Genomic DNA, 21,922 nt, shown 5'->3' on the forward strand with positions numbered 1-21,922 from the left:
CTATGGTAGAAATGTGGCGGTTATTTTGAGCATCACGCACAACCAATTATCGGTCAACGGCGGGTGGAATTATGACGACGAATCTTGTGGAAGTAGAAGACTTCACGAGGCACAGTGAAGGGCAACGAACCAGCGCGTTCCAGCATGAGGTGAAAGCCTATCTGGAACGCCATCCTGAAACGCAGTATGTTGATATTCTTCTTAACGATCTCAATGGTGTCTTTCGCGGTAAGCGCATTCCCTTCGCCAGTCTGGCAAAAGTTGAAAAAGGCTGTTATTTCCCGGCCTCCGTTTTCGCCATGGATATCCTCGGCAATACCGTAGAAGAAGCCGGTTTAGGTCAGGCGCTGGGCGAACCTGATAATATCTGTATTCCGGTTGCCGGAACGCTAATGCCCTCTGCTTCAGACCCCGAACATCTTGCGCAGGTGCTGCTCACCATGCGCAATCAAGATGGCACTCCCTTTGACGTTGAACCCCGAAATGTCCTTAATCACCTCTGGCAGCAACTGCGTAATCGAGGTCTGTTTCCGGTGGTAGCGGTAGAGCTGGAGTTCTATCTGGTCGACAAAAAGCGCGATGCCGAAGGCTATATTCAGCCGCCGTGCGCGCCGGGTAGCGACGAACGTAATATGCAAAGCCAGGTCTATTCCGTCGATAATCTCGATCACTTCTCTGAGGTCCTCAGTGATATCGACGAACTGGCGCGGTTGCAGGGTATTCCTGCCGATGGCGCTCTGGCGGAGGCCTCTCCGGGCCAGTTTGAGATTAATCTCCGCCATACCCGTAATGTCCTGAGCGCCTGTGATCATGCCATCCAGTTGAAGCGCCTGGTGCGTCAGGTGGCAGAAAACCACGGTATGAACGCCACCTTTATGGCTAAGCCTTACGAAGAGTATGCCGGCAGCGGTATGCATGTGCATATCAGTATGCTGGATGCTGCCGACCATAACGCCTTTGCCTGCGATGATGGCAGTGACTCACCGCTGCTAAAGCGTGCGCTGGCCGGTATGATTGACCTGATGCCGGCATCGATGGCGCTGCTGGCGCCGAATGTGAATGCCTATCGTCGTTTTCTGCCCGACGCTTTTGTGCCGTTGCAGGCCTCCTGGGGGCACAATAATCGCACGGTGGCGCTGCGTATCCCCTGCGGTGATATCGACAATCACCGTATTGAATATCGCGTCGCCGGGGCCGACGCTAATCCTTATCTGGTGGCGGCGGCGATCCTCGCCGGTATTCTGCATGGGATGGATAATTCTCTGCCATTACCGCCGGCGGTGACCGGTAACGGACATGAAGCTGAGGGCAATCCTCTGCCGATTCGTCAGAGCGATGCGCTGTATGAATTTGAACAGAGCGATGCGCTGCAGAAGCTGCTCGGTGAGCGTTTCGGCTTTGTCTGGCACAGCTGTAAGCATCATGAGCTGATGCATTTCGAACGGCTGATCACCGCCACAGAGATTGACTGGATGTTAAAAAACGCCTGATAGCCACTGCGGCGCCAGACGGCGGCCGGCAAAAAGAAATTGCTGCTAAGGTCCTCAATGGCTTGTTTTTCTGCCCCGAAATAGTGCAGAATATGCGCCCTGCAAATCAGAAACCATAACCGACGCTTACACGTCGGTTATTTTTTTGCATCAAACACCACTGCATTTAACCGAGGCCGGAGCTATTTCCGGATAGATATACGCTTAAGCACGCATAAACGTGTCTTGTTGAGGAAAAGAAAGATGGGGCAATACTTTAACTTTGCGCCGGTTATCGCCGGTATTCGCCAACGTGATGATTACGGCGCCGTGGCAGGACGTTTTTCGCTTGCCGGTTTCACCGTTTCCCCTCTGAAGAGTCTTAGACGCATCTCGCGAAGTTTCCCGGTGGTTCAACCCAGAAAGGTTGACGCTATGGGGAGGCTGAATCATGTCGCATAATACTGTTACCTCTGCACCACCGTCGCGCGCGCAGCTGAAAAAAACGCTGACGCTAATGCCTGTTGTGATGATGGGTCTGGCGTATATGCAGCCGATGACACTGTTCGATACCTTTGGCATTGTTTCTGGTCTGACCGATGGTCATGTCGCCACCGCCTATGCTTTTGCTCTGGTCGCTATTCTGTTTACCGCGTTAAGTTACGGTAAGCTGGTACGCCGCTTCCCGTCGGCTGGCTCCGCTTATACCTATGCGCAAAAAGCCATCAGCCCCTGGGTTGGTTTTATGGTCGGCTGGTCCTCGCTGCTTGATTATCTGTTTATGCCGATGATCAATATTCTGCTGGCGAAAATTTATTTCGAAGCTCTGGTCCCCGGTATTCCTTCCTGGATCTTTGTGGTATTACTGGTCGGTTTTATGACCATTTCCAATCTGCGTGGCATTAAAACCGTCGCCAACTTCAACGGCGTGATTGTGGTGCTGCAGGTGGCGGTGATGGTGGCGATTATGGCAATGGTGGTGTACGGCGTGGCCCACGGCGAAGGCGCCGGTACGCTGGTCAGCAGCCGCCCGTTCTGGTCCGCGGACGCGCATGTGGTGCCGATGATTACCGGTGCGACCATTCTCTGCTTCTCCTTCCTTGGTTTTGATGGCATCAGTTCCCTGTCTGAAGAGACCAAAGACGCCGCCCGGGTGATCCCGAAAGCGATCTTCCTGACCGCGCTGATTGGTGGCGTTATCTTTATTGTCGTCTCCTACTTCCTGCAGCTCTACTTCCCGGATATCAGTCGCTTTAAAGATCCGGATGCATCACAGCCAGAGATCATGCTGTACGTGGCGGGTAAGGCTTTCCAGTTTGGCATTCTGATCTTCTCCTGCGTGACGGTCCTGGCTTCCGGGATGGCTGCTCATGCCGGCGTATCCCGTCTGATGTATGTGATGGGCCGCGATGGCGTATTTCCGCAGCATTTCTTCGGTTATATTCATCCGCAATGGCGCACGCCAGCGCTGAACGTACTGCTGGTGGGGGTGATTGCGCTCTCTTCGGTGACTTTCGACCTGGTTACCGCCACGGCGCTGATAAACTTTGGCGCGCTGGTGGCGTTTACCTTCGTTAACCTGTCGGTGATTTCGCAATTCTGGATCCGTGAAGGACGCAACAAGACGCTGAAAGATAACTTCAACTATCTCGTGCTGCCGTTGCTCGGCGCATTGACGGTTGGTGCATTGTGGATCAACCTGGAAGAGAGCTCGATGATCCTTGGCCTGGTATGGGGAGCGATTGGCCTGAGTTACCTGGCGTTTGTCACCCGTAGTTTCCGTAATCCGGTGCCGCAGTGCGGTGAAGATTTGCTGTAGTCAGGTCTGGGCGGTAGTTATACCGCCCTTATCATTTATTTAAGAAACCAGTTCGCGGGCATAATCAAACAGCGCTTTCAGCTGCGCCACCTTCTCCTGATCCCCTTCATGTAAATTAAATAGCGACTCAAGCTCCTGCAGGTAATTTTGTACCCGCTCCGGGTTCAGCGCGTCACGGCGATGCTGCAACCAGCGCTGTTGTTCGGCGTCATCAAGAGTGCCGGGGAAATTGCGTGCGCGATAGCGGAACAGTAGTTTCTCAATGCGTTTATCGTTAAAGCTTAAATCCAGCGCCGGTAAGTTGACGGGATCCGACTGCAGAATAATATTCATCGCAGATTTATCCGCATCGCTAAAGAAGCCGTCATATAGCTGTGCATCAACATCCTCAGACGCCGCAAAGGGTTCCGCTTCGGCGAACAGTGTCACCACTTTTTCACGGATTTCCGGATGCTGTCGCAACAAAGTCAGATTATCCAGGCAGCGCTGCCGATCGATCCCGAGGCGCTGCGCGTCTTCCGGACGCAGGGTATTTGCCGGTGCCAGCACCGGGCATTTATTAATATGCACCAGCTTAACCGGCACCGCCGCCGCGTCGCCCAGCTCATCGCGCCGCGTGTACAGGCGCTGACGCAGGCTGTCGGCATCCAGCTCCAGTAGCGGCGTCATATCACCGGCCAGATCGCAGCTAATCAACGCATTGCGATTATCCGGGTGCCAGGCGAGTGGCGCAATCCAGCTGGTATTGCCACGGAAGGCGCCAAACATACCGGAGATATGCACCAGCGGTTTCATCTGTGGAATATCGATCAGGGTGGCGATCTTCTGTTTACTACGATGGCTAAACAGGTAGTCATAGAGCTTTGGCTGCTGCTGTTTCACCAGCTTCGCCATGGCGATAGTGGCCCAGACATCCGACATGGCATCATGGGCATTGGCATGTTCCACACCGTTGGCTTTGGTCAGATGCTCAAGGCGGAAACTGGGCATACCATCGTCATTTTCCGGCCAGTTAATCCCCTGCGGACGCAATGCATAGCAGGCGCGCATCACATCCAGCAGATCCCAGCGTGTATTGCTGTTTTGCCAGCTCCAGGCATAGGGATCATAGAAGTTGCGATAAAAGATATTGCGCGTCACTTCATCATCGAAGCGGACATTGTTGTAGCCCACCACACAGGTATTTGGCTCGCTAAACAGGGTATGGATGCGCCGGGCAAACTCCGCTTCACTGACGCCACGCGCTTTGGCCTGCTGCGGCGTGATGCCGGTGATCATTACCGCTTCCGGCTGTGGCAGATAATCATCTGCTGGCTGGCAGTAAAACACTTCCGGCTCACCAATAATATTGAAATCCATATCGGTACGTACGCCAGCAAACTGCGCCGGGCGATCCAGTGACGGGCTTTTGCCAAAGGTCTCGTAGTCGTGGAAAAGGAAGGTGGGCTGATTAGCTTGGTGTTTCACTGTATATATCCCTGTCACAAAATGGGCTGGCACGCAGTGGCACCACGCGTATGCCATAGGGTAAACCATTTTCGAAATCGGCTGAAGAGGGCAAGCCTCTGACAACCGGCGCTGGTCAGGATAAATGCGTCTCTGACCGCGGCAGTAGCCAGTGTTTTATTCTACTCCATGCTGCAACATTTTCTTAAACTTTGCCGCTGGATTGGTCTGCTCTGCGTCAGCTAAACAGTTCGCAAGCGAACTATTAACTGTTACAATGATCACGTTTTTATGTAACATCTCATTTTCGTTTGCACTGAGTGCGCCTGTCCGGCAGATGCCAGCATGCTGTTGCGGACGTCTGTGGATTAAAACCAGGTAAATTAAGCATCTGCTATTATTTTTTTGCAGCGGTCCCTGCCGTGACTGCCCAGTGCTGCGTTGATAACCAGCGGGTAACTTCTTCTCCGGGTCTATTCTGAGAAGAGTTGTTGAAGTGTTAACTCTAAAAATGAATCATTCCAGTGAATAATAAAACCTCTGCATTTATTTTGACGCCATTGTTGTTATGGCAACCGTACTCTGTCAGTTATGCGCAGCCTGCTGCCGCCGCCAGTGAATCAGCCGGTCCACAGGACGCTTCACTGATGGTGATCAAACAGCGCACTGGCTTGTCTGAGCTGGATACGCCGGCTGCCGTCAGCGTGGTTGAAGGTCAGGAACTGCGTAATAGCACGGCGCAGGTGAATTTATCGGAAAGCCTCGCTAGCGTGCCCGGCCTGCAGATCCAAAACCGTCAAAACTATGCACAGGATTTGCAACTGTCGGTGCGCGGTTTTGGCAGCCGTTCGATGTACGGCGTGCGCGGCGTGCGGCTGTATGTGGATGGTATTCCGGCCACCATGCCGGATGGTCAGGGACAGACATCCAATATCGATATTAACTCGATTGAAAAAGTCGAAGTGTTGCGCGGTCCTTTTTCGGCGCTGTATGGTAACGCCTCGGGCGGCGTAGTGAATATCGAAACGGAAACCGGCAGTCAGCCCACTACGCTGCAGGCCGGTACTTATTTTGGCAGCTACGGCACCGTGCGTAATAGCCTAAAAGCGACCGGCGCTACCGGTGACGGCACCCATGCCGGGGATGTGAACTATGCCATTTCCGGCTCACGCTTTACCACTAACGGTTACCGCGATCACAGCGGTACGCAGAAGAGCCTCGGTAATGGCAAATTTGGCGTGCGCATTGATGATGTCAGCACTCTGACGCTGATGTTTAACAGTGTCTCGGTCGATGCTAACGATCCCGGTGGTCTCACCGAATCGGAGTGGAAAGATAATCCGCAGCAATCACCGCGCGGCGATCAATACAATACCCGAAAATCTCTCGACCAGACGCAGCTGGGTCTGCGCTATCAGCGCCAGATGAGTGACAACGACGAGCTGAGTCTGATGACCTGGCACGGCGAGCGTCATACCACTCAATATCAGTCGATTCCCATGTCTCCGCAGTTAAACCCGGCCCATGCGGGCGGCGTGATTGTGCTGGAAAGAAAGTATCAGGGGATTGATACGCGCTGGAAGCATCAGGATAACCTCGGTTCCGTCCCCTTCAGCCTGACCGGCGGCATCGATTATGAAACCATGACCGAACGACGCCAGGGTTTTGAGAACTATAATCTGAACAATGGCGTGACGGAATATGGTGAGAAGGGCGCGCAACGCCGTAATGAAAAGAACCAGATGTGGAATCTCGATCCCTATCTGCAAACCAGCTGGGAGCTGACCTCGCAGTGGACGCTGGATGCCGGTCTGCGTTACAGCACGGTGAATTTTGACTCAAAAGATTATTACATTACCAGCGGCAATGGCGACGACAGCGGCAGCGCCAGTTATCACAAGCTGCTGCCAATGGGATCGATCAACTATGCGCTGACACCGGCATGGAATCTCTACTTTTCGGCGGGCCGTGGATTTGAAACGCCGACTATCAATGAGCTCTCTTACCGTTCTGACGGTGAGGCCGGTCTGAATACCGGGCTGAAACCCTCAACCAGCGATACTTTCGAGCTGGGCAGCAAAACCCGCGTTGGCAACGGTTTGGTGACCGCGGCACTGTTCCAGACCAATACCGATAATGAGCTGGTGGTGGCTGAAAGTAGCGGCGGGCGTACCAGTTATATCAATGCCGGGAAAACCCGGCGTCGCGGACTGGAGTTGTCGCTCGACCAGCAGTTCGCTATGGACTGGCGCATGAAAATGGCGTGGACGCTGCTGGATGCAACTTACCGTAACGACACCTGCGGCACCTCAAGTTGCAGCGCTGATGAAATGGTTCCAGCCGGTAATCGTCTGCCGGGTATTGCGCGCAATATGGGCTACGTTTCGCTGGAATGGGCGCCGGAAGCCGGCTGGCACGCTGGCGCTGACCTGCGTTATATGAGCGATATCGAAGTTGATGACCAGAACAGCGCCCAGGCGCCGGCATATACCGTTGCCAGTCTGAATACCGGCTATCGTTTTAACTGGAGCAGCTGGTCGCTGGATCTGTTCGGGCGGGTTGATAACCTGTTTGATCGTCAGTATGTCGGCTCGGTGATCGTCAATGAGAGTAATGGTCGCTACTTCGAACCGGCGCCAGGACGTAACTGGGGCGGTGGCGCCACCCTGTCTTACACTTTTGAATAATACGACCGGCAATTAACTGCCGGCAAAGAATCCATAAGCCGGTCGCTGGCAGCAACCCATCGTGCCGCCGGCACGGCTTTGAAACATCCGGATGGATAATCAGCGACAAATCGGGTGTTTTTGAAGATTTAGCTTAATCTCTAAATCGATGATGTTAAATTTTGGTAAGGTTGAAAATATGAAAAATGGAACTTCGTTATCACGTGTGCTGGTGATACTCACGGTGCTGTTTGCTGCCCTGAGCGGAGTATATTTGTTAGTCGGCGGTATCTGGCTGGCGAAACTGGGCGGCTCACTGTATTACATCGTGGCTGGCCTGGTGATGCTTATCACGGCCTGGCTGCTGTACCGTCGTCGCGCCGTGGCGTTATTGCTGTACGCGATTTTCCTGTTATGCACCACCCTTTGGTCGCTATGGGAAGTCGGTTCTGACTTCTGGGCGTTGACGCCGCGGCTGGATGTGACCTTCTTCTTCGGTCTGTGGATCCTGTTACCGATTATCTGGCGCACACTGCCTTCTGGCGGCAAGCTGGCGCGTGGCGCGCTGGCGGCTTCGCTGGTGTTTACCGTGCTGGTGCTGGCTTACTCAGTGTTCAACGATCCGCAAGAGATCAATGGCACCCTGAGTGCAGCACAGGCGGCCGCGGTGGAGAAAAACCAGCAGGGCATCCCTGATGCGGACTGGCCGGCCTATGGCCGGACGCAGCAAGGTACCCGCTACTCGCCGCTGAGTCAGATTAATGACAAAAACGTCGGTGAGCTGAAAGAGGCATGGACCTTCCGTACTGGCGATGTGAAAACCGCCAACGATCCGGTGGAAATCACCGACGAAGTGACGCCGATTAAAGTCGGTGACTCCCTGTATCTCTGTACACCGCACCAGAAGCTGATTGCGCTCGATGCTGCCAGTGGCAAAGAGAAATGGCGCTTTGATCCGCAACTGAAAACTAATCCCACCTTCCAGCATGTAACCTGTCGCGGTGTTTCTTATTATGAAACGCCAGCGGTGGCGGGGCAAATTGCCGCCAGTCAACCGGCACTCTGCGCCCGTCGTATTATTCTGCCGGTTAACGACGGTCATCTGTATGCGCTGGATGCGGAAACCGGCGCACGTTGTGCCGCGTTTGGCGATAACGGCGATCTGAATCTGCAGGCCAATATGCCATTCGCGACCGCGGGTGCTTATGAGCCGACGTCGCCACCGGTTATCACCGATAAAGTGATTGTGATTGCCGGAGCGGTAACGGATAACTACTCAACGCGTGAACCTTCCGGTGTTATTCGCGGGTTTGATGTCAACAGCGGCAAACTGTTGTGGGCATTCGACACCGGCGCGAAAGATCCGAATAAAGTGCCGGGTGTGGATGAACACTATACCGCGAATTCACCGAATTCCTGGGCGCCGGCGGCTTATGACGCCAAACTGGATACTGTTTACCTGCCAATTGGCGTGTCAACACCGGATATCTGGGGCGGGAACCGTACGCCGGAGATGGAACGTTATGCTACCGGTCTGCTGGCGCTTAATGCCACCAGCGGCAAACTGGTATGGTTCTATCAGACCGTACATCACGATCTGTGGGATATGGATGTTCCGGCACAGCCGACGCTGGCTGATATTAATGATAAAAACGGCAATAAGCTGCCGGTAGTTTATATACCGACCAAAACCGGCGATATCTTTGTGCTCGATCGTCGCGATGGTAAACCTGTCACGCCGGCACCGGAAATGCAGGTACCGCAGGGCGCGGCAAAAGGCGATCGTCTGTCGCCTACGCAGCCTTACTCTGAACTCTCTTTCCGGCCGAAAGCGCATCTGCAGGGTAAAGATATGTGGGGCGCGACCATCTACGATCAGCTGATCTGTCGGGTGATGTTCCATAGCCTGCGTTATGAGGGGCCGTTTACGCCACCTTCAGAGCAGGGAACGCTGGTATTCCCGGGTAACCTCGGTATGTTCGAATGGGGTGGCATTTCCGTCGATACCGACCGTCAGGTTGCGGTGACCAACCCAATGGCGTTGCCGTTCGTGTCGAAACTGATTCCGCGTGGTCCGGGCAACCCGATCGAGCCCGATCAGGGTGATAAGGGCGGTACCGGTTCAGAGTCCGGTATTCAGCCGCAGTATGGTGTGCCATACGGCGTGACGCTGAATCCGTTCCTGTCGCCGCTCGGTTTCCCCTGTAAGCAGCCTTCCTGGGGTTATATCTCTGCGGTTGATCTGAAAACCAATGATATTGTGTGGAAAAAACGCATCGGTACCGTCCGTGACAGCTCACCTGTTCCACTGCCATTTAAGATGGGGATGCCAATGCTGGGTGCGCCAATGACTACCGCAGGTAACGTATTCTTTATCGCGGCAACCGCGGATAACTACCTGCGCGCCTTTAACGTCTCTAACGGTAATCAACTGTGGGAAGCGCGTTTACCGGCGGGTGGCCAGGCGACGCCAATGACTTATGAAGTGAACGGTAAGCAGTATGTGTTGATTGCTGCCGGTGGCCATGGTTCTTTTGGCACCAAACTGGGTGATTATATTGTTGCTTATGCTTTGCCTGAGCAGAAGTAACTGATTCGCCGCTGGCAGCAGTGGCGAACGCCAGCATAATAAATGCCCGACTCACCGTCGGGCATTTTTTTTCGGCGATTTATGGTAGCGAATTTCATTACCTTCCGATCTATATTATTTGCCTTGTGTTTATTATATGCGCGCAAATTGTTGATGTTTTGCCCGCTATAATCGGCGCAGCTTACCGATCTTCTCATATTTATTATCAGGAGTGATTATGGAGCCGGTTGCTTCTGGCAGTCACAGCCCATTCAGCGGCAACAGTTCGTCAGTCAGTAGTCCGGGAACCTCAGTCCCTTCTCTCCCGGCGCCCGGTTCCCCGGGGAACTATTTATTAACGCTTAGCGCGGAGCGTTTATCAGGATTAATCAATGATTTAGACCATAACGGACTCTGGAACCCGGATGTTATGGAACTGGTCCCGTTTATTGCGCTTAATTTACCCGGTTGGGAGCAGGTTGCGCTACGCATTGAAGATGGTGACAGCAACGGCGTGCTGTTTTTACCGGCGCTGGCGCAGGATGCCAATATGTTGCTGGTGATACGTCAGCTGCAAAATCAGCATGGTCAGTTAGTGTATCAGCCGGCGGTGAGGCAAAATTTTGAGGAGGTCGACAGCGGGGAATATGGCGACCATTTCTTAACCGCGTTATATGCCAGTCGTTATAATCTGCTGCCCGGGCAAATTAGCCATGGCGAAATTCAGCTTTTTCGGCACAATTTGGCGCAAGCGCTTAAACATAATGGGGAGTGCCAGAATTATATTAACCAGGCCTTTTACCATTGGATGCCGGTAACATTCAATCCGCCGCCACCTTATCGCGGCAGCAACGATCTCTTTGAGGGCTATTTGCCGGGGCTTGGCTACCATATTATTTCCCGCGGTGAGGATGTCTACCGGCAGCTGCCGCAAATCCGTGAAGCGCTGATACTGTTTGATAATAGCCTGCATTATACCCTCAACCATAGCGCACAGAATACCTCGCGGCTGGCCACTATTCTTGCCCGTCAGCTGGGGATCCGTCCGCCGCAGGTTACGCCAGAGATGCTGGAGCTGGCGCGCACCCGTCTCGCCGACTATTACCAGCTGACGCAGCGTTATTTAAATCAGGATGCCAGCCAGATATTACTCTCCCTGCCTAATAACCAGCGGGATGGCGTCGATGCCGAGGCATTTCCGGGGGACAGTGAAAATCGTATCGTTTTTACCACCATCAATAATAATTCATCTTTTCTGAAAATAGTGCAGGTGGTGTCCCATGAAATCAGTCATATGATGCCCGGGAGACAATCCAGCGCCGATCTCTGGTACGCCATCAGTTACGGTGTGCCTGATGAGCTGAGACGCACCATGGCGGGGATTGCCGCCATGAGCGAGGAGAATGATGAAACCGCCTCACTGCAGGGATTTGCCGAACTGGTAGTGGCGAAAATCTGTGATGGCATCATGATGAAAACCGCATCGCCAGCGGGAATGCGCAGAACGCAATTTCTGGAGATGCTGGAGAGGATAAGAAGTAGCGCTCTGGATAATGCCAGATGGCGGCAATTTCTGCAGTATGCGCGGCGCAACTATCCGGTGTCGCTGGACTGGTTAAACCAGCTGCGCCAGGATATCTATAACCACCATGTCTGGAGTACGCTGGCCGATATCACTGGCCTGCACGCCACCAGCCCGGCCGGGTTATTGCAAAAAATTCATGCCAATAAACGGTTATTACTGAAAGTGATTCTGCAAAATGCCGACTCGCTGGTGACGCTGGTACTGAAATATGCCGACAATCTGCCGAAAGATTTCGAGCGACGCGGTCACCGTTTTATCCGGCGCAGCACCTCGGAAGATAGCTTTGATACTTTATCCAACAGCAGTATCACTGCTGAACCTGATTACCAATCGCTGGCGCATCCGGAAACCCTGACACCCTATCAGCTGCATGGCGCGCTGGAGGATTTGGCGCAGGCGGCCACGACCCTCGCCGATACCTCTCACGCCGCCAGTGCCGATATGGTGGCGGTCAGACGATTTCTGGCGGTATCTGGCCGCGATATCTCCGCCCGTATCGGCTATCTGGGGGGGCATCAGTCTCTACTACCTGGCATCAGCACCACACTCTATCTCACCATCCTGCGAAAAATGCTAACGGAAAAGCTGCTGACCCCGCAGCAGATATTACGCATTATCCTGCCGCAAAATCAGCATCAGCGCTGGTCATTAAGTGACGCCGTGGCCAGGGAGTTCTGGCGTGATGGCAAGCTGCTGGCCTGGCAGCAACTGCTTAATGACTGCCTCAGCCTGCTTTCATGGCCGGTACGCAACAGCTATCAGGATGAATTGATCTCTTCGCCGCGCGGACGTGCATTTCTGAGCAATATTGCTGCTCAGCTTGGCATGATCGCCGGGCAGCGTGAAAATTATGCTGAAGTGATCAACGCCCTGATGGCGATGATTAAAAGCGGGCTGATACCATTTAGTTACCAGATTGCTATTGATATCATAAGGTTAAATTCAGGTCTCACAGAAATGCCGGCAACATCTTCCGCGACGACAATGGATATTTTTACCCTGCTGCGTTACGTCAAAGAGTTTGGCCAGCAAATTAGCGATGAGCAGATCGATCGGCTGGGCAGAGTGGAGATGCTGGCCGGACTGGCAACCCAGCATGGCTGGTATGTGGTGTATGAAAATGAGGAAGGAGAGGCAGAGCTCTTCTTTGATCCCGCGGGCAATAACATGGTTGCCCGGCCGCCGCAACTTGCGAATAACGAACTGGTGCTGGTGGTGCGCGCGGATAATCTTGACCTGTATCAGCAGTCACCGGCAGGTCCGGTCAATATCGCCAGTAACCAGTGGCTGCCGGGGGATAATCACTCGCTGATCGCCGCCGTGCAACAGCTGACCGGGTTTCCGCTTACCGAGCGGCGGATGGTTAATCAGCAATTTTTACGCGGCATGTCGGTAAACAGCAGTTTACCGCCGGTCGCAGCAGAAGTTCGTTCCCAGGGCTGGCTGTCAGGCTTAAGCAATACCGGTGAAATCGATAAACATGCCGGAGAAATTCACCGGCATTTAGATGAGTACTATCGAAAAATTACTGCGGATGACCGATTTACTCAGCGGCGGAAAGAGACGCCGCTGCATAATATGCAAATGACGGTTAATCAGATTAGGGCCGGCAAAAAAAGAAAGGCCGATGAGGCCGAACTGGACTCCATCTCAGATCATCTTGAACAAATTTATAAAAAATTGCAGCTGATGAACAGTTACGCCGGGGTGGATCGGCGGCTGGAGTATTTTAATACGCTGCCACCGCATTTCCATGCGGTGCGCCAGCATTCATTAAATTTAACTGCCAGCCGTGAGCTCAACCAGCGTCACAAAAACGATGATGCCGTCTATCTGAACGGCATTAAGCGGCTGAAAAAAAGCAGCGAACAGGGCATGGGGCGTACGTTGCGAACCCGGGGCAGACTTCATTCACTTATCACCGCGCGCAGTGATGGCGCCCCTTCACGTTATCAGGCCAGTCTGCAGCGCCGGCGGCCATCCCCGGTATCAGAGGCGGCCGCGCCTTCAGAAGGGATGTGGAGTCTGCTGTTTGGCGGGGCCCTGGGGATCCTCGCCAGCACTCCCTTTAGCGAGCGCTATGCGCAGCAGTGTGCGTTGCGCGATGCGCAACGCGAGCAGCAGTGGCAGCAGCAACGTGCCGAGCGTGATAGCCGTGTGGAGCAGTTACAGGAGGAACGGCAAGTTGCAATGGAAAACTTGTGTCTGCAGCTACAACAATGGGGTTTGCAGAGACAAGAGCGGGCGGGGCGCCGTCAGCATCTGGAGTGGCTAACGGATGATCATCCGGACGGCAGCGCAGATACGGAGCAGCATCAGACAGAAAATGCTGAAACCAGCGAAAACAGTATTAACACGCCGGTTAATCCGCCCGCCGGGCCGCCATCAGGGGCGCCGCAACCGCAACGGATAGCGCAATACGTTTCCGACCTGGCAGAATCCTCATCAGAAGCACTGGCGCAGCCTGGCGGGGTGCTACTCAACAGCAATAGCGGTCAGAGTGTTACGCAACTGCTGGCGCCCGGTAGTGTAACCCGGCAACCGCACGCACCGGTATTGCTGAACCCGGGCCAGGCGCGCCGGCCGGTTTTTGCGGCGAATAGTGGCACGGCGAATATAATGAATTTTATTGATATGGTCAGGCGCAATAACCGCGCTGATCCCCCCGCGCCGGAACGTCTGCCAACATTGCGTCTTTCAACGCGCCATCCCCCGGCCCGCGCTGCGGCGCTCAGAACGGAGGTAAAAGCCAATATCTTCCTGGCGCCAGCCCGGTTAACGGAGCCGGCGGTTGATGCTGTCCGCCAGGCGCACCGCAATATGGTGGTAAATGCGCGCCACCGGGAACTGTTTTCGCCACGCGAACCGACTGCCCAGCGTCTGCGGCTTAATGCGTATCTGCGCAGACGAGAGCCGGTTAGTGATCCGGTTGAGCAGGCGCGTTTAATCGACGAGGAAGCCAGGCGTCAGCATCGAAGAATGGTGGTTAACAGCTCACGCCTGAGTAAATGGTCTGCTGAGACCCGCAGTAAGAAGCGATAAAACAGGGCGGGAGCCATAAATGGCTCCCGCGACGGTATTTCACATACCATGCGCGTAGGGCGGCTTATGCCGCCCGGGCGCCAGAAAACAGCCATATCGCATTGAAATAAACCTTAACTGATAGCATTAGACAATGTCTGATGTTGCCGGGCGGGGCGCCAGTACACGTTTACCCAACTGGATACCCGGTTTCTCAACGAAGTGATATAGCAGGGTGGCGATAGCATAGGTCAGCGGCACGCAAACGGCACAGACAATTGCGAAGCGCAGCGGTCCGCTGAAGGTGTCCATATGGTAATCCCTAAGGAGTAGCGCAATTGCCGGAACCACAATTAACAGATGTAGCAGGTAGACTGAATAGGAAATGTCACCCAACCAGGTGCTGAAACGATGAGTGAGAATCATTCGCGGCAGTTTAACTAGTTTTTGCATCACTGCACCGGGCTGATGTTGCCATAAGACTGCAGCCATGCCAATAATCATTGCCGCTTCGAATGCAATAGCAAGTTTGCTGAGTTCATTACTGATAATAGCACTCACTATTGGGGCAATTAATGCTGCCAGCAGATACACCAACTGTTTTTTTCTCACCGCTTCGGCCAGCAGCATGCCAGCAATAAACATATGCAATTTAATCAGTATCATTGATGGCATAGCAAAGGCTTCGTAGTAGCTGGAAAGAACGAAACGTCCCGTAGCGCATAAAGCCATTAGTAACATCAGGGTAGGTACATAGCCGAGACGAAGAGTCAGCAACATAATAAACGGGAACAACAGATAGAACTGCATCTCTAACCCGATACTCCAATCGGGTAATACCGTATTGAAACTATAGTTTGGTAAAAAACCAAAAGTAAAACTCAGATGAGAGAGTATATTGGCAAAAGATTGATCGGCATAGCGTGAGGTTTCAGTGGCCGTTGCAGGGTAAAATTGGGCAATAGTATCGCGCATTTCACCAAACCAGGGACCATTGATTACCGCTATAATGAGCAACAAATAGTAGAGCGGCGCAATACGAAAGAACCGTCGAATCCAGAATTTCTTAACGGTACTTGCGCTATTCCATGGCTCTTTTTGCTGTCGTTCAATATAGTTTTTTGCCATCAGATAACCCGAAAGCAAAATAAAAAGATCAACCCCCATGCTGGGCATGGAGATAATCGGTATATCATAATGTACAAGCAGGCTGATATGGCCTAGTAACACCCAAAGCGAGGCAAACCCTCGCAGACCTTCTAATTCAGTTGACCACCCTCTTACTGTTGACATTATATGCCTCTGTACAATCATCAATGAATAGACAGAGATTAATTGAATAATAATGCTAAACAATGTTAATGAATCTTAAAAAAAGTATTATCAGATAATCTCTGGTGAAAAAAACGCCAATCTCAGCAGTAAATGGCACTATTTAGTCGAAGAAAGAGCGGAACTTATCCGCAAAGCGATTAATATTTTCTTGCAATTAATTAACGCAATCAACGGCTTGTTGCCGTAAAACATCGGGCTGTTTTAGTGATTGTGGATTGATTAGAGGATAAATCGTTGAAAAGGCGCCAGCTTGCAAGTTTTAGTCTGTTTTTGGTTTTTGTCTCCCTGGCGCATGCCGATGAGAGTGCCATGCCATTCCCGTTAACCCCACCGGCAGTTGATGCGGCCTCATGGGTACTGATGGATGCCACCACCGGGCAAATCCTTACCGAAGGAAATGCGGACGCCCGCCGCAATCCTGCCAGCCTCACCAAGCTGATGACCGGCTATGTGGTTGATCGTGCTATTGATAATGGCCATATTAGCCGTGATGATATTGTAACAGTGGGTAACGATGCCTGGGGCGCAGGCAATCCGTCTTTTAAAGGTTCATCGCTGATGTTTCTTAAACCCGGCGAGAAAGTAACCGTGCGGGACCTGAGCCGCGGGGTCATTATTGACTCCGGTAACGACGCCTGTGTGGCGCTGGCGGATCATGTGGCGGGTAGCGAAGCTGGCTTCGTTAAAATGATGAATGAGTATGTCGACAAACTGGGTCTGACCAATACCCATTTTGAAACCGTACACGGACTGGATGCCCCCGGGCAGTTCACCACCGCACGCGATCTGGCGAAGCTGTCCCAGGCGATTATTCAGGGGGAACCGGATTTCTATCAGATGTATGGCGAAAAATCCCTTACCTGGAACGGCATTACGCAGCAGAACCGTAATGGCCTGCTGTGGGATAAAACCCTGCATGTCGACGGGCTGAAAACCGGCCATACTGAAAGCGCCGGTTTTAATATTATCGCCTCCAGCGTGGAAGGGCAGCGGCGCCTGATCGCGGTGGTGATGGGCGGTAAAAGTCCGAAAGGTCGCGAAGAGCAGGCGCGTAAACTGTTGACCTGGGGGCAAAACAATTTTGATACCGTGCAGCTATTCCATGCCGGCAAAGCCATCGGTCATGAGACCGTATGGTACGGTAATCCGCATCAGGTGGATGTGGGCAGCGGGAAAGACATTTACCTGTCATTGCCACGCGATAAGGTAAAAGGTATCAAAGCGAAATATGTCATTGACCGTAAAGATCTGCAAGCGCCGCTGAAAGCGAATGAGCAGGTCGGCACCATCCAGCTAATGGATAATGATCGGCAGATTGCCAGCTATCCGCTGGTGGCATTACAGACAGTGGAAACCGCTGGCGTGTTCACTCGGATGCAGGATTATCTGAAGCTGAAATTATAATACGCCCGGGCGCCGTGACCGGGGGGAGATGATAATAATGTATGACCAATACTAAAGATCAGGCCAGCAGCGACTATCAGAAGGCTGATGCGCCCTGTTTTGATCGCTATCTGAACAACGGCGCTGCCAGCGGTATCTGGGAGTTTGAGATTTGTGTACCGGTGATTAAATCCTGAACAGCTTTCTGCTATGATGCGCAAAGTTGATAAATTTGTTGATAATCAAAGATTAATGGGGTGTTTCCCTGCTGTTAATTTACCCGGGTGATTGTGTAAAATGACGAAAAATGGTGATGAAAAGCCTCTCAGAGGTGTAAAACCGTATAATTCTATCGGTTATGATGTCGCCCGATATTTTCATCACTTACCGGAGAACACCCTTGCGTCCCGACAAGCCGCTTTCGGCCATTGAGTTCAGTTTTTACCGGCATTACCGTATTGTGCATGGCTGTCGTATTTCACTGGCGTTTGTGCTGACTTTTATGCTGGTGCGCGGGTTGAACATTCCCGAGGGCACCTGGCCGCTGATCACGCTGGTGGTGGTGATGGGACCGATCTCATCCTGGGGAAATGTGCTGCCGCGTGCGGTTCAGCGCATTGGCGGTACCCTGTTTGGATCGATCTCCGGTCTGATCGCGCTAAAGCTCGAACTGATTTCGGTGCCGGGGATGCTGGTGTGGTGTACGGTGGTGATGTTTATTTGCGGTTATCTGACGCTGGGTAAGCATCCCTATATGGCGTTGCTGATTGGCATCACCCTCGCGGTAGTCTGCGGCGCACCTGCTGGCGATATGGAAACGGCGCTCTGGCGCGGTGGTGATGTGATCCTCGGTTCGCTGCTGGCGTTGCTGTTCAGTAGTATCTATCCACAGAAAGCCTATACCCACTGGCGGATTAAACTCTCCGATGCGCTCGCCTCGATGGCCAAACTGCACCATGCCGGTTTTTCACCCAATCTGGTGGAGCAACCGCGCCTGACGCGCCATATGCAGCAACTGCTGACGGAGGTGGTGAAGATGCGCGCCTTTCTCGATCCGGCCAGCAAAGAAACACGGATACCCAAGTCGATACTGGACGGTATTCAGACCGTGAACCGCAATATGCTTTGCACGCTGGAACTGCAAATTAATGCCTGGTGGTCTTCGCGGGAAAGCCATCTGCTGATGCTCAATGCGCAAACTCTGCGCCGCACACAACATATGACCGGGCAAACCTTGCAGGCGCTCTCCGCTGCATTACTGAGTGGGGAGATGGATAAAGTGGCGGCGAACAGTGCCGAACTGGCGGAAATTTCCGTGGAATTACGCCAGATAATCGCCGAGTCAAACAGCGATGCCTGGATTGAAACCCAGATCCACGGTTATGTCTGGCTGAGTCTGGAACTGACGCGCCAGCTGGAACGTCTGTCGGATCTGATTCGTCTGGCGATGAGAAAATAGCCGCCCGCAGGCTAACCTGTCACACCGGGCAGAGCTTTAACAACAACTTACTGCGCCTGCGGCGCATTTCGCGCTAAGATAAGCGCCTGTCTGAATTTGAATGTGAAGAATTGCCATCGGCGATAGTGAGCCGCTAAGCTGAAGGCTACGACAATTACGCCTGCCTCTGCAGGCCCAATGAAAGGTGTCATCATGGAAAACGCAAAGCAATCTTTTCAGGACGTGCTGGAGTTCGTACGTATGTTCCGTCGTAAGAATAAACTGCAGCGTGAAATTCACGACAACGAAAAGAAAATTCGTGATAACCAGAAACGTGTGCTGTTGCTGGATAACCTCGGCGAATATATCAAGCCGGGTATGAGCATCGAAGCTATTCAGGAAATCATCTCCAGCATGCGCAGCGACTATGAAGATCGCGTAGATGATTACATCATCAAAAATGCCGATCTGTCGAAAGAGCGTCGTGAACTGTCGAAGAAACTGAAAGCGATGGGCGAGCCTAAACCGCAGGAATAATTTTCCCCGCCATACTTCAGGCGGCAGATGCGTAGTCTGCGCCTGGGCGCCCGGGTCAAAGCGTTAGCCATGTGACCCGGGATTCGCCGCCTTGCGGCTGCCTGAATCATTCCGGCGTAATGCTATTTTTTAGCCCTCTTAACTGCTGCGCCAGCGCGGTTAACTGCCTGGCAACCTCCGCCATATCCGCTCCCTGATTGACGCTGGCCGTCGTCTCCCGCACTACCAGTTCAGTGGCTAACGAAGTCAGCGGCTCTGCCTGCTGCTGGCGCTGAATCGCGGCGACTAAACGATCGACACTCTGCTGACCCAACAGCCGAATATCCTGACGGATGGTGGTCAGCGGTGGCTGGTACCAGGCGCTTTCCGCCGTATCATCATAGCCGACGATGGAAATTTGCTGCGGAATGCGGATGCCGTGCTGATGCAGAGCGCGCATCGCACCGAGCGCCATTTGATCATTAGCCACTAAGAGTGCGCCGGGCAGATTATCCGGCAGCAGTGATCTGACCGCCTGATAGCCCGATTGCGCACTCCAGTCCCCCTGATGTACTGAATGGGGCGTCAGCTGATATTCCGCCAGTACGCTTTGCCAGGCCTGAAAACGTTGCATGGCGGAGACCGAGCTGAGCGGGCCATTGATCAGCGCAATCTGCCTGTGTCCGAGGGCATACAGATGCTCCACCCCTTGCCGTGCGCCCTGGCTGGCGCTGAACTGGCAGTGGCTGACATCGGCATCGCTGGCGACATCCATAAACAGACAGGGCAGCTGCGCGCTGAGCTTATCCAGCGCCTGCGCTTCATCATTCTGCAGTGGCAGATTCAGCAGTAGCCCATCGACGCGCTGCGCCAGCAAATCGTTGACTGCCGCCTGCGCGGAGGGAAAACCGGGCAAATCAGCCATGGCGATCACCAGCTGATATCCCAGCGCGGCGGCGCGGTGCTGAATTGCCGAGGCGATTTGTGCCGGCGCCTGCAACATCAGATCGGTGGTAGCCAGTCCGATCGAGCGGGTGGCTTTGCCGGCCAGCTGCTGCGCCACGCGGTTCGGCACATAGTTAAGCTGCAACATCGCCGCACTGACTTTTTCACGTGTGGCAGCGGAAACTTGCGCTGAATGATTCAGCACGCGTGAAACGGTTTGATAGGAGACGCCGGCCAGTTTGGCCACGTCTTCAAGGGTCACCGAACGGGGTGTCATGACTATCTCCTGAATATGAAGGCGCGAGTGTAGCAAATAATCGCCGCGCAGGGTTTTACAGCGCGCGCCAGATATCAGATGATGTGATATTACCCCGCAGCCGCACAAGGAACCTTTTATGGCGCAAATCGCGATCGACCCCGGGCAGTGTGATGCTATTAATAGCCTGGCGCGCTGGCTGGCGCCGGACGATGTCACTGCGCAACGCGCTACCCTTGATGCCGATCTGCTGGTGCTGGCGGGCCATGCGGTATTACCCAATATTGAAGGCGCGTTTAGCCTGGCGCAGCAGCATCAGCTGCCAGTGGTGATTAGCGGTGGCATTGGACACTCGACTCAGTTTCTGGCGCAGGCGATGGCGACACATTCGCGCTATCGGCATCTGAATACCGCCGGACAGTCGGAAGCGGCGATGCTACGGGCTATTGCGCTGGCGCACTTCGATATTCCGCCGCAGATGATCTTTACCGAAGAGGCCTCCACTAACTGTGGGCAGAATGCCGCTTTTACCTGTCAGTTGCTGGCAGAGAAGCCGCTGCCGGCACAGCGTATTGTGCTGGTACAGGATCCGCTGATGCAGCGGCGCACTTTTGCCACCTTTAGCCACCAGTGGCAGCGGGCATCCCTGACGGCCACTTTTCTTAACTGGCCGGTATTTGTACCCCAGCTGGAACTAACAGAGGGCAGCGCGCAATTCAGCGGCGCGCCAGGCGAGGGGATCTGGTCGTTAGATCGTTTTCTGTCACTGTTGCTGGGAGAAATCCCGCGCCTGCGCGATGACCCACAGGGCTACGGCCCGCAGGGGAAAAATTTTATTGCCCACGTCGATGTGCCCGCTGAGATTGAAGCGGCATTTCAGCAACTGAAAGCCAGTTCACTGCCTGATGAGATAGCGCAGCGCCACTGGTAACGTAGCTGTCAGCTGGACAGATAAATTTCCCGCGCGCGATGAATAAACAGCGTCGGCAGCATATGTACCACCATGCTGAAAAAGGGTGCCAGGGCCATTTTCAGCAGCACATTGGCAAAGCGGTAACGTACGGTAAAAACGATACGGCAGTGTTCAGGATGCTGCTGGTCGCCGGGTAGCGGGCTAAAACGCCATTCACCTTCGAAGGCGGAGAGAAAAGAGCCCTCGGTCAGTTTGAGCTGCAGAGAGTTATCAGGATCAAAGGTTGCCAGCGTGGTTAAACTCAGTTGCAGCGGCGGTTTATGTTGCAGACCAATACGCACCAGTTTGCTCTGATCATGGCTTTCGAGGATATCAACGCGGTGACACCACGGCAGAAAGTCGGGGTAAGAGGCGACATCGGCAACCAGCTCATACATCTGTTTTTGACTGAATGAAACTACCACTGTTTTCTCGAAAGATGTCATCCCCAGCCTTATCAACCTGTTCCCTGATGCATGCGGTGATCTATAGCAGAGAGTCACCGGCTGGCGCAAAAGATTT

14 protein-coding genes are annotated in these 21,922 nt (G+C 53.4%); 10 read left to right on the forward strand and 4 right to left on the reverse strand.

Features of this window, described 5'->3' with window-relative positions; genetic code table 11:
* Positions 1–71: 71 nt before the first annotated feature.
* Complete coding sequence (locus JWF83_RS19440; RefSeq protein ID WP_413652055.1) at positions 72–1,490, forward strand: glutamine synthetase family protein; 1,419 nt, start codon at positions 72–74, stop codon at positions 1,488–1,490.
* 430 nt (positions 1,491–1,920) lie between these two features.
* Positions 1,921–3,288, forward strand: a complete 1,368-nt coding sequence (locus JWF83_RS19445; protein ID WP_413652056.1) for an APC family permease — start codon at positions 1,921–1,923, stop codon at positions 3,286–3,288.
* A gap of 39 nt (positions 3,289–3,327) precedes the next feature.
* Here the strand turns inward: JWF83_RS19445 and sbcB are convergent, their stop codons facing one another.
* Entirely contained in the window at positions 3,328–4,755 is a 1,428-nt protein-coding gene (sbcB, locus tag JWF83_RS19450) for an exodeoxyribonuclease I (protein ID WP_413652057.1), read from the reverse strand.
* Between the two features lie 503 nt (positions 4,756–5,258).
* On the opposite strand from sbcB, the gene pqqU reads away from it, so the two are divergent.
* From pqqU to JWF83_RS19465, 3 genes are all read left to right on the forward strand, one after another.
* The gene (pqqU, locus tag JWF83_RS19455) at positions 5,259–7,421 is read left to right on the forward strand and encodes a TonB-dependent receptor PqqU (RefSeq protein ID WP_413652058.1); all 2,163 of its coding nucleotides are present in this window, start codon (positions 5,259–5,261) and stop codon (positions 7,419–7,421) included.
* A 178-nt stretch (positions 7,422–7,599) separates the two neighbouring features.
* Positions 7,600–9,990, forward strand: a complete 2,391-nt coding sequence (locus tag JWF83_RS19460; protein WP_413652059.1) for a glucose/quinate/shikimate family membrane-bound PQQ-dependent dehydrogenase — start codon at positions 7,600–7,602, stop codon at positions 9,988–9,990.
* A gap of 217 nt (positions 9,991–10,207) precedes the next feature.
* Positions 10,208–14,596 (forward strand): hypothetical protein, encoded by a 4,389-nt coding sequence (locus JWF83_RS19465; protein ID WP_413652060.1) that lies wholly within the window; start codon positions 10,208–10,210, stop codon positions 14,594–14,596.
* Between the two features lie 126 nt (positions 14,597–14,722).
* On the opposite strand, the gene JWF83_RS19470 is transcribed toward JWF83_RS19465, so the two are convergent.
* Entirely contained in the window at positions 14,723–15,868 is a 1,146-nt protein-coding gene (locus tag JWF83_RS19470; protein ID WP_413652061.1) for an acyltransferase family protein, read from the reverse strand.
* Positions 15,869–16,144: 276 nt separating this feature from the next.
* On the opposite strand from JWF83_RS19470, the gene dacD reads away from it, so the two are divergent.
* The 4 genes from dacD to JWF83_RS19490 all read left to right on the forward strand — a co-directional run bounded on the left by dacD (position 16,145) and on the right by JWF83_RS19490 (position 19,268).
* Positions 16,145–17,314, forward strand: a complete 1,170-nt coding sequence (gene dacD, locus JWF83_RS19475) for a serine-type D-Ala-D-Ala carboxypeptidase DacD (protein ID WP_413652062.1) — start codon at positions 16,145–16,147, stop codon at positions 17,312–17,314.
* A gap of 41 nt (positions 17,315–17,355) precedes the next feature.
* Positions 17,356–17,490, forward strand: coding sequence for a hypothetical protein (locus JWF83_RS19480; RefSeq protein WP_413652063.1), 135 nt, complete (start codon positions 17,356–17,358; stop codon positions 17,488–17,490).
* A gap of 203 nt (positions 17,491–17,693) precedes the next feature.
* The gene (locus JWF83_RS19485) at positions 17,694–18,752 is read left to right on the forward strand and encodes an FUSC family protein (RefSeq protein ID WP_413652064.1); all 1,059 of its coding nucleotides are present in this window, start codon (positions 17,694–17,696) and stop codon (positions 18,750–18,752) included.
* 192 nt (positions 18,753–18,944) lie between these two features.
* Positions 18,945–19,268 (forward strand): DUF496 family protein, encoded by a 324-nt coding sequence (locus tag JWF83_RS19490; RefSeq protein WP_017800192.1) that lies wholly within the window; start codon positions 18,945–18,947, stop codon positions 19,266–19,268.
* A 106-nt stretch (positions 19,269–19,374) separates the two neighbouring features.
* Here the strand turns inward: JWF83_RS19490 and JWF83_RS19495 are convergent, their stop codons facing one another.
* Complete coding sequence (locus tag JWF83_RS19495) at positions 19,375–20,469, reverse strand: LacI family DNA-binding transcriptional regulator (protein WP_413652065.1); 1,095 nt, start codon at positions 20,467–20,469, stop codon at positions 19,375–19,377.
* 118 nt (positions 20,470–20,587) lie between these two features.
* Here JWF83_RS19495 and JWF83_RS19500 point away from each other — a divergent pair, with 118 nt between their 5' ends.
* On the forward strand, positions 20,588–21,379 hold the full coding sequence (locus JWF83_RS19500; RefSeq protein WP_413652066.1) for a YdcF family protein: 792 nt from the start codon (positions 20,588–20,590) through the stop codon (positions 21,377–21,379).
* Between the two features lie 8 nt (positions 21,380–21,387).
* Here JWF83_RS19500 and JWF83_RS19505 read toward each other — a convergent pair whose 3' ends face one another.
* A complete protein-coding gene (locus JWF83_RS19505) occupies positions 21,388–21,846 on the reverse strand; it encodes a type II toxin-antitoxin system RatA family toxin (protein WP_413652067.1) in 459 nt (152 codons plus the stop codon).
* Positions 21,847–21,922: the final 76 nt, after the last annotated feature.

Origin of the sequence: Pantoea sp. B65, assembly GCF_047308185.1 — a bacterium.
GTDB lineage: Bacteria > Pseudomonadota > Gammaproteobacteria > Enterobacterales > Enterobacteriaceae > Erwinia.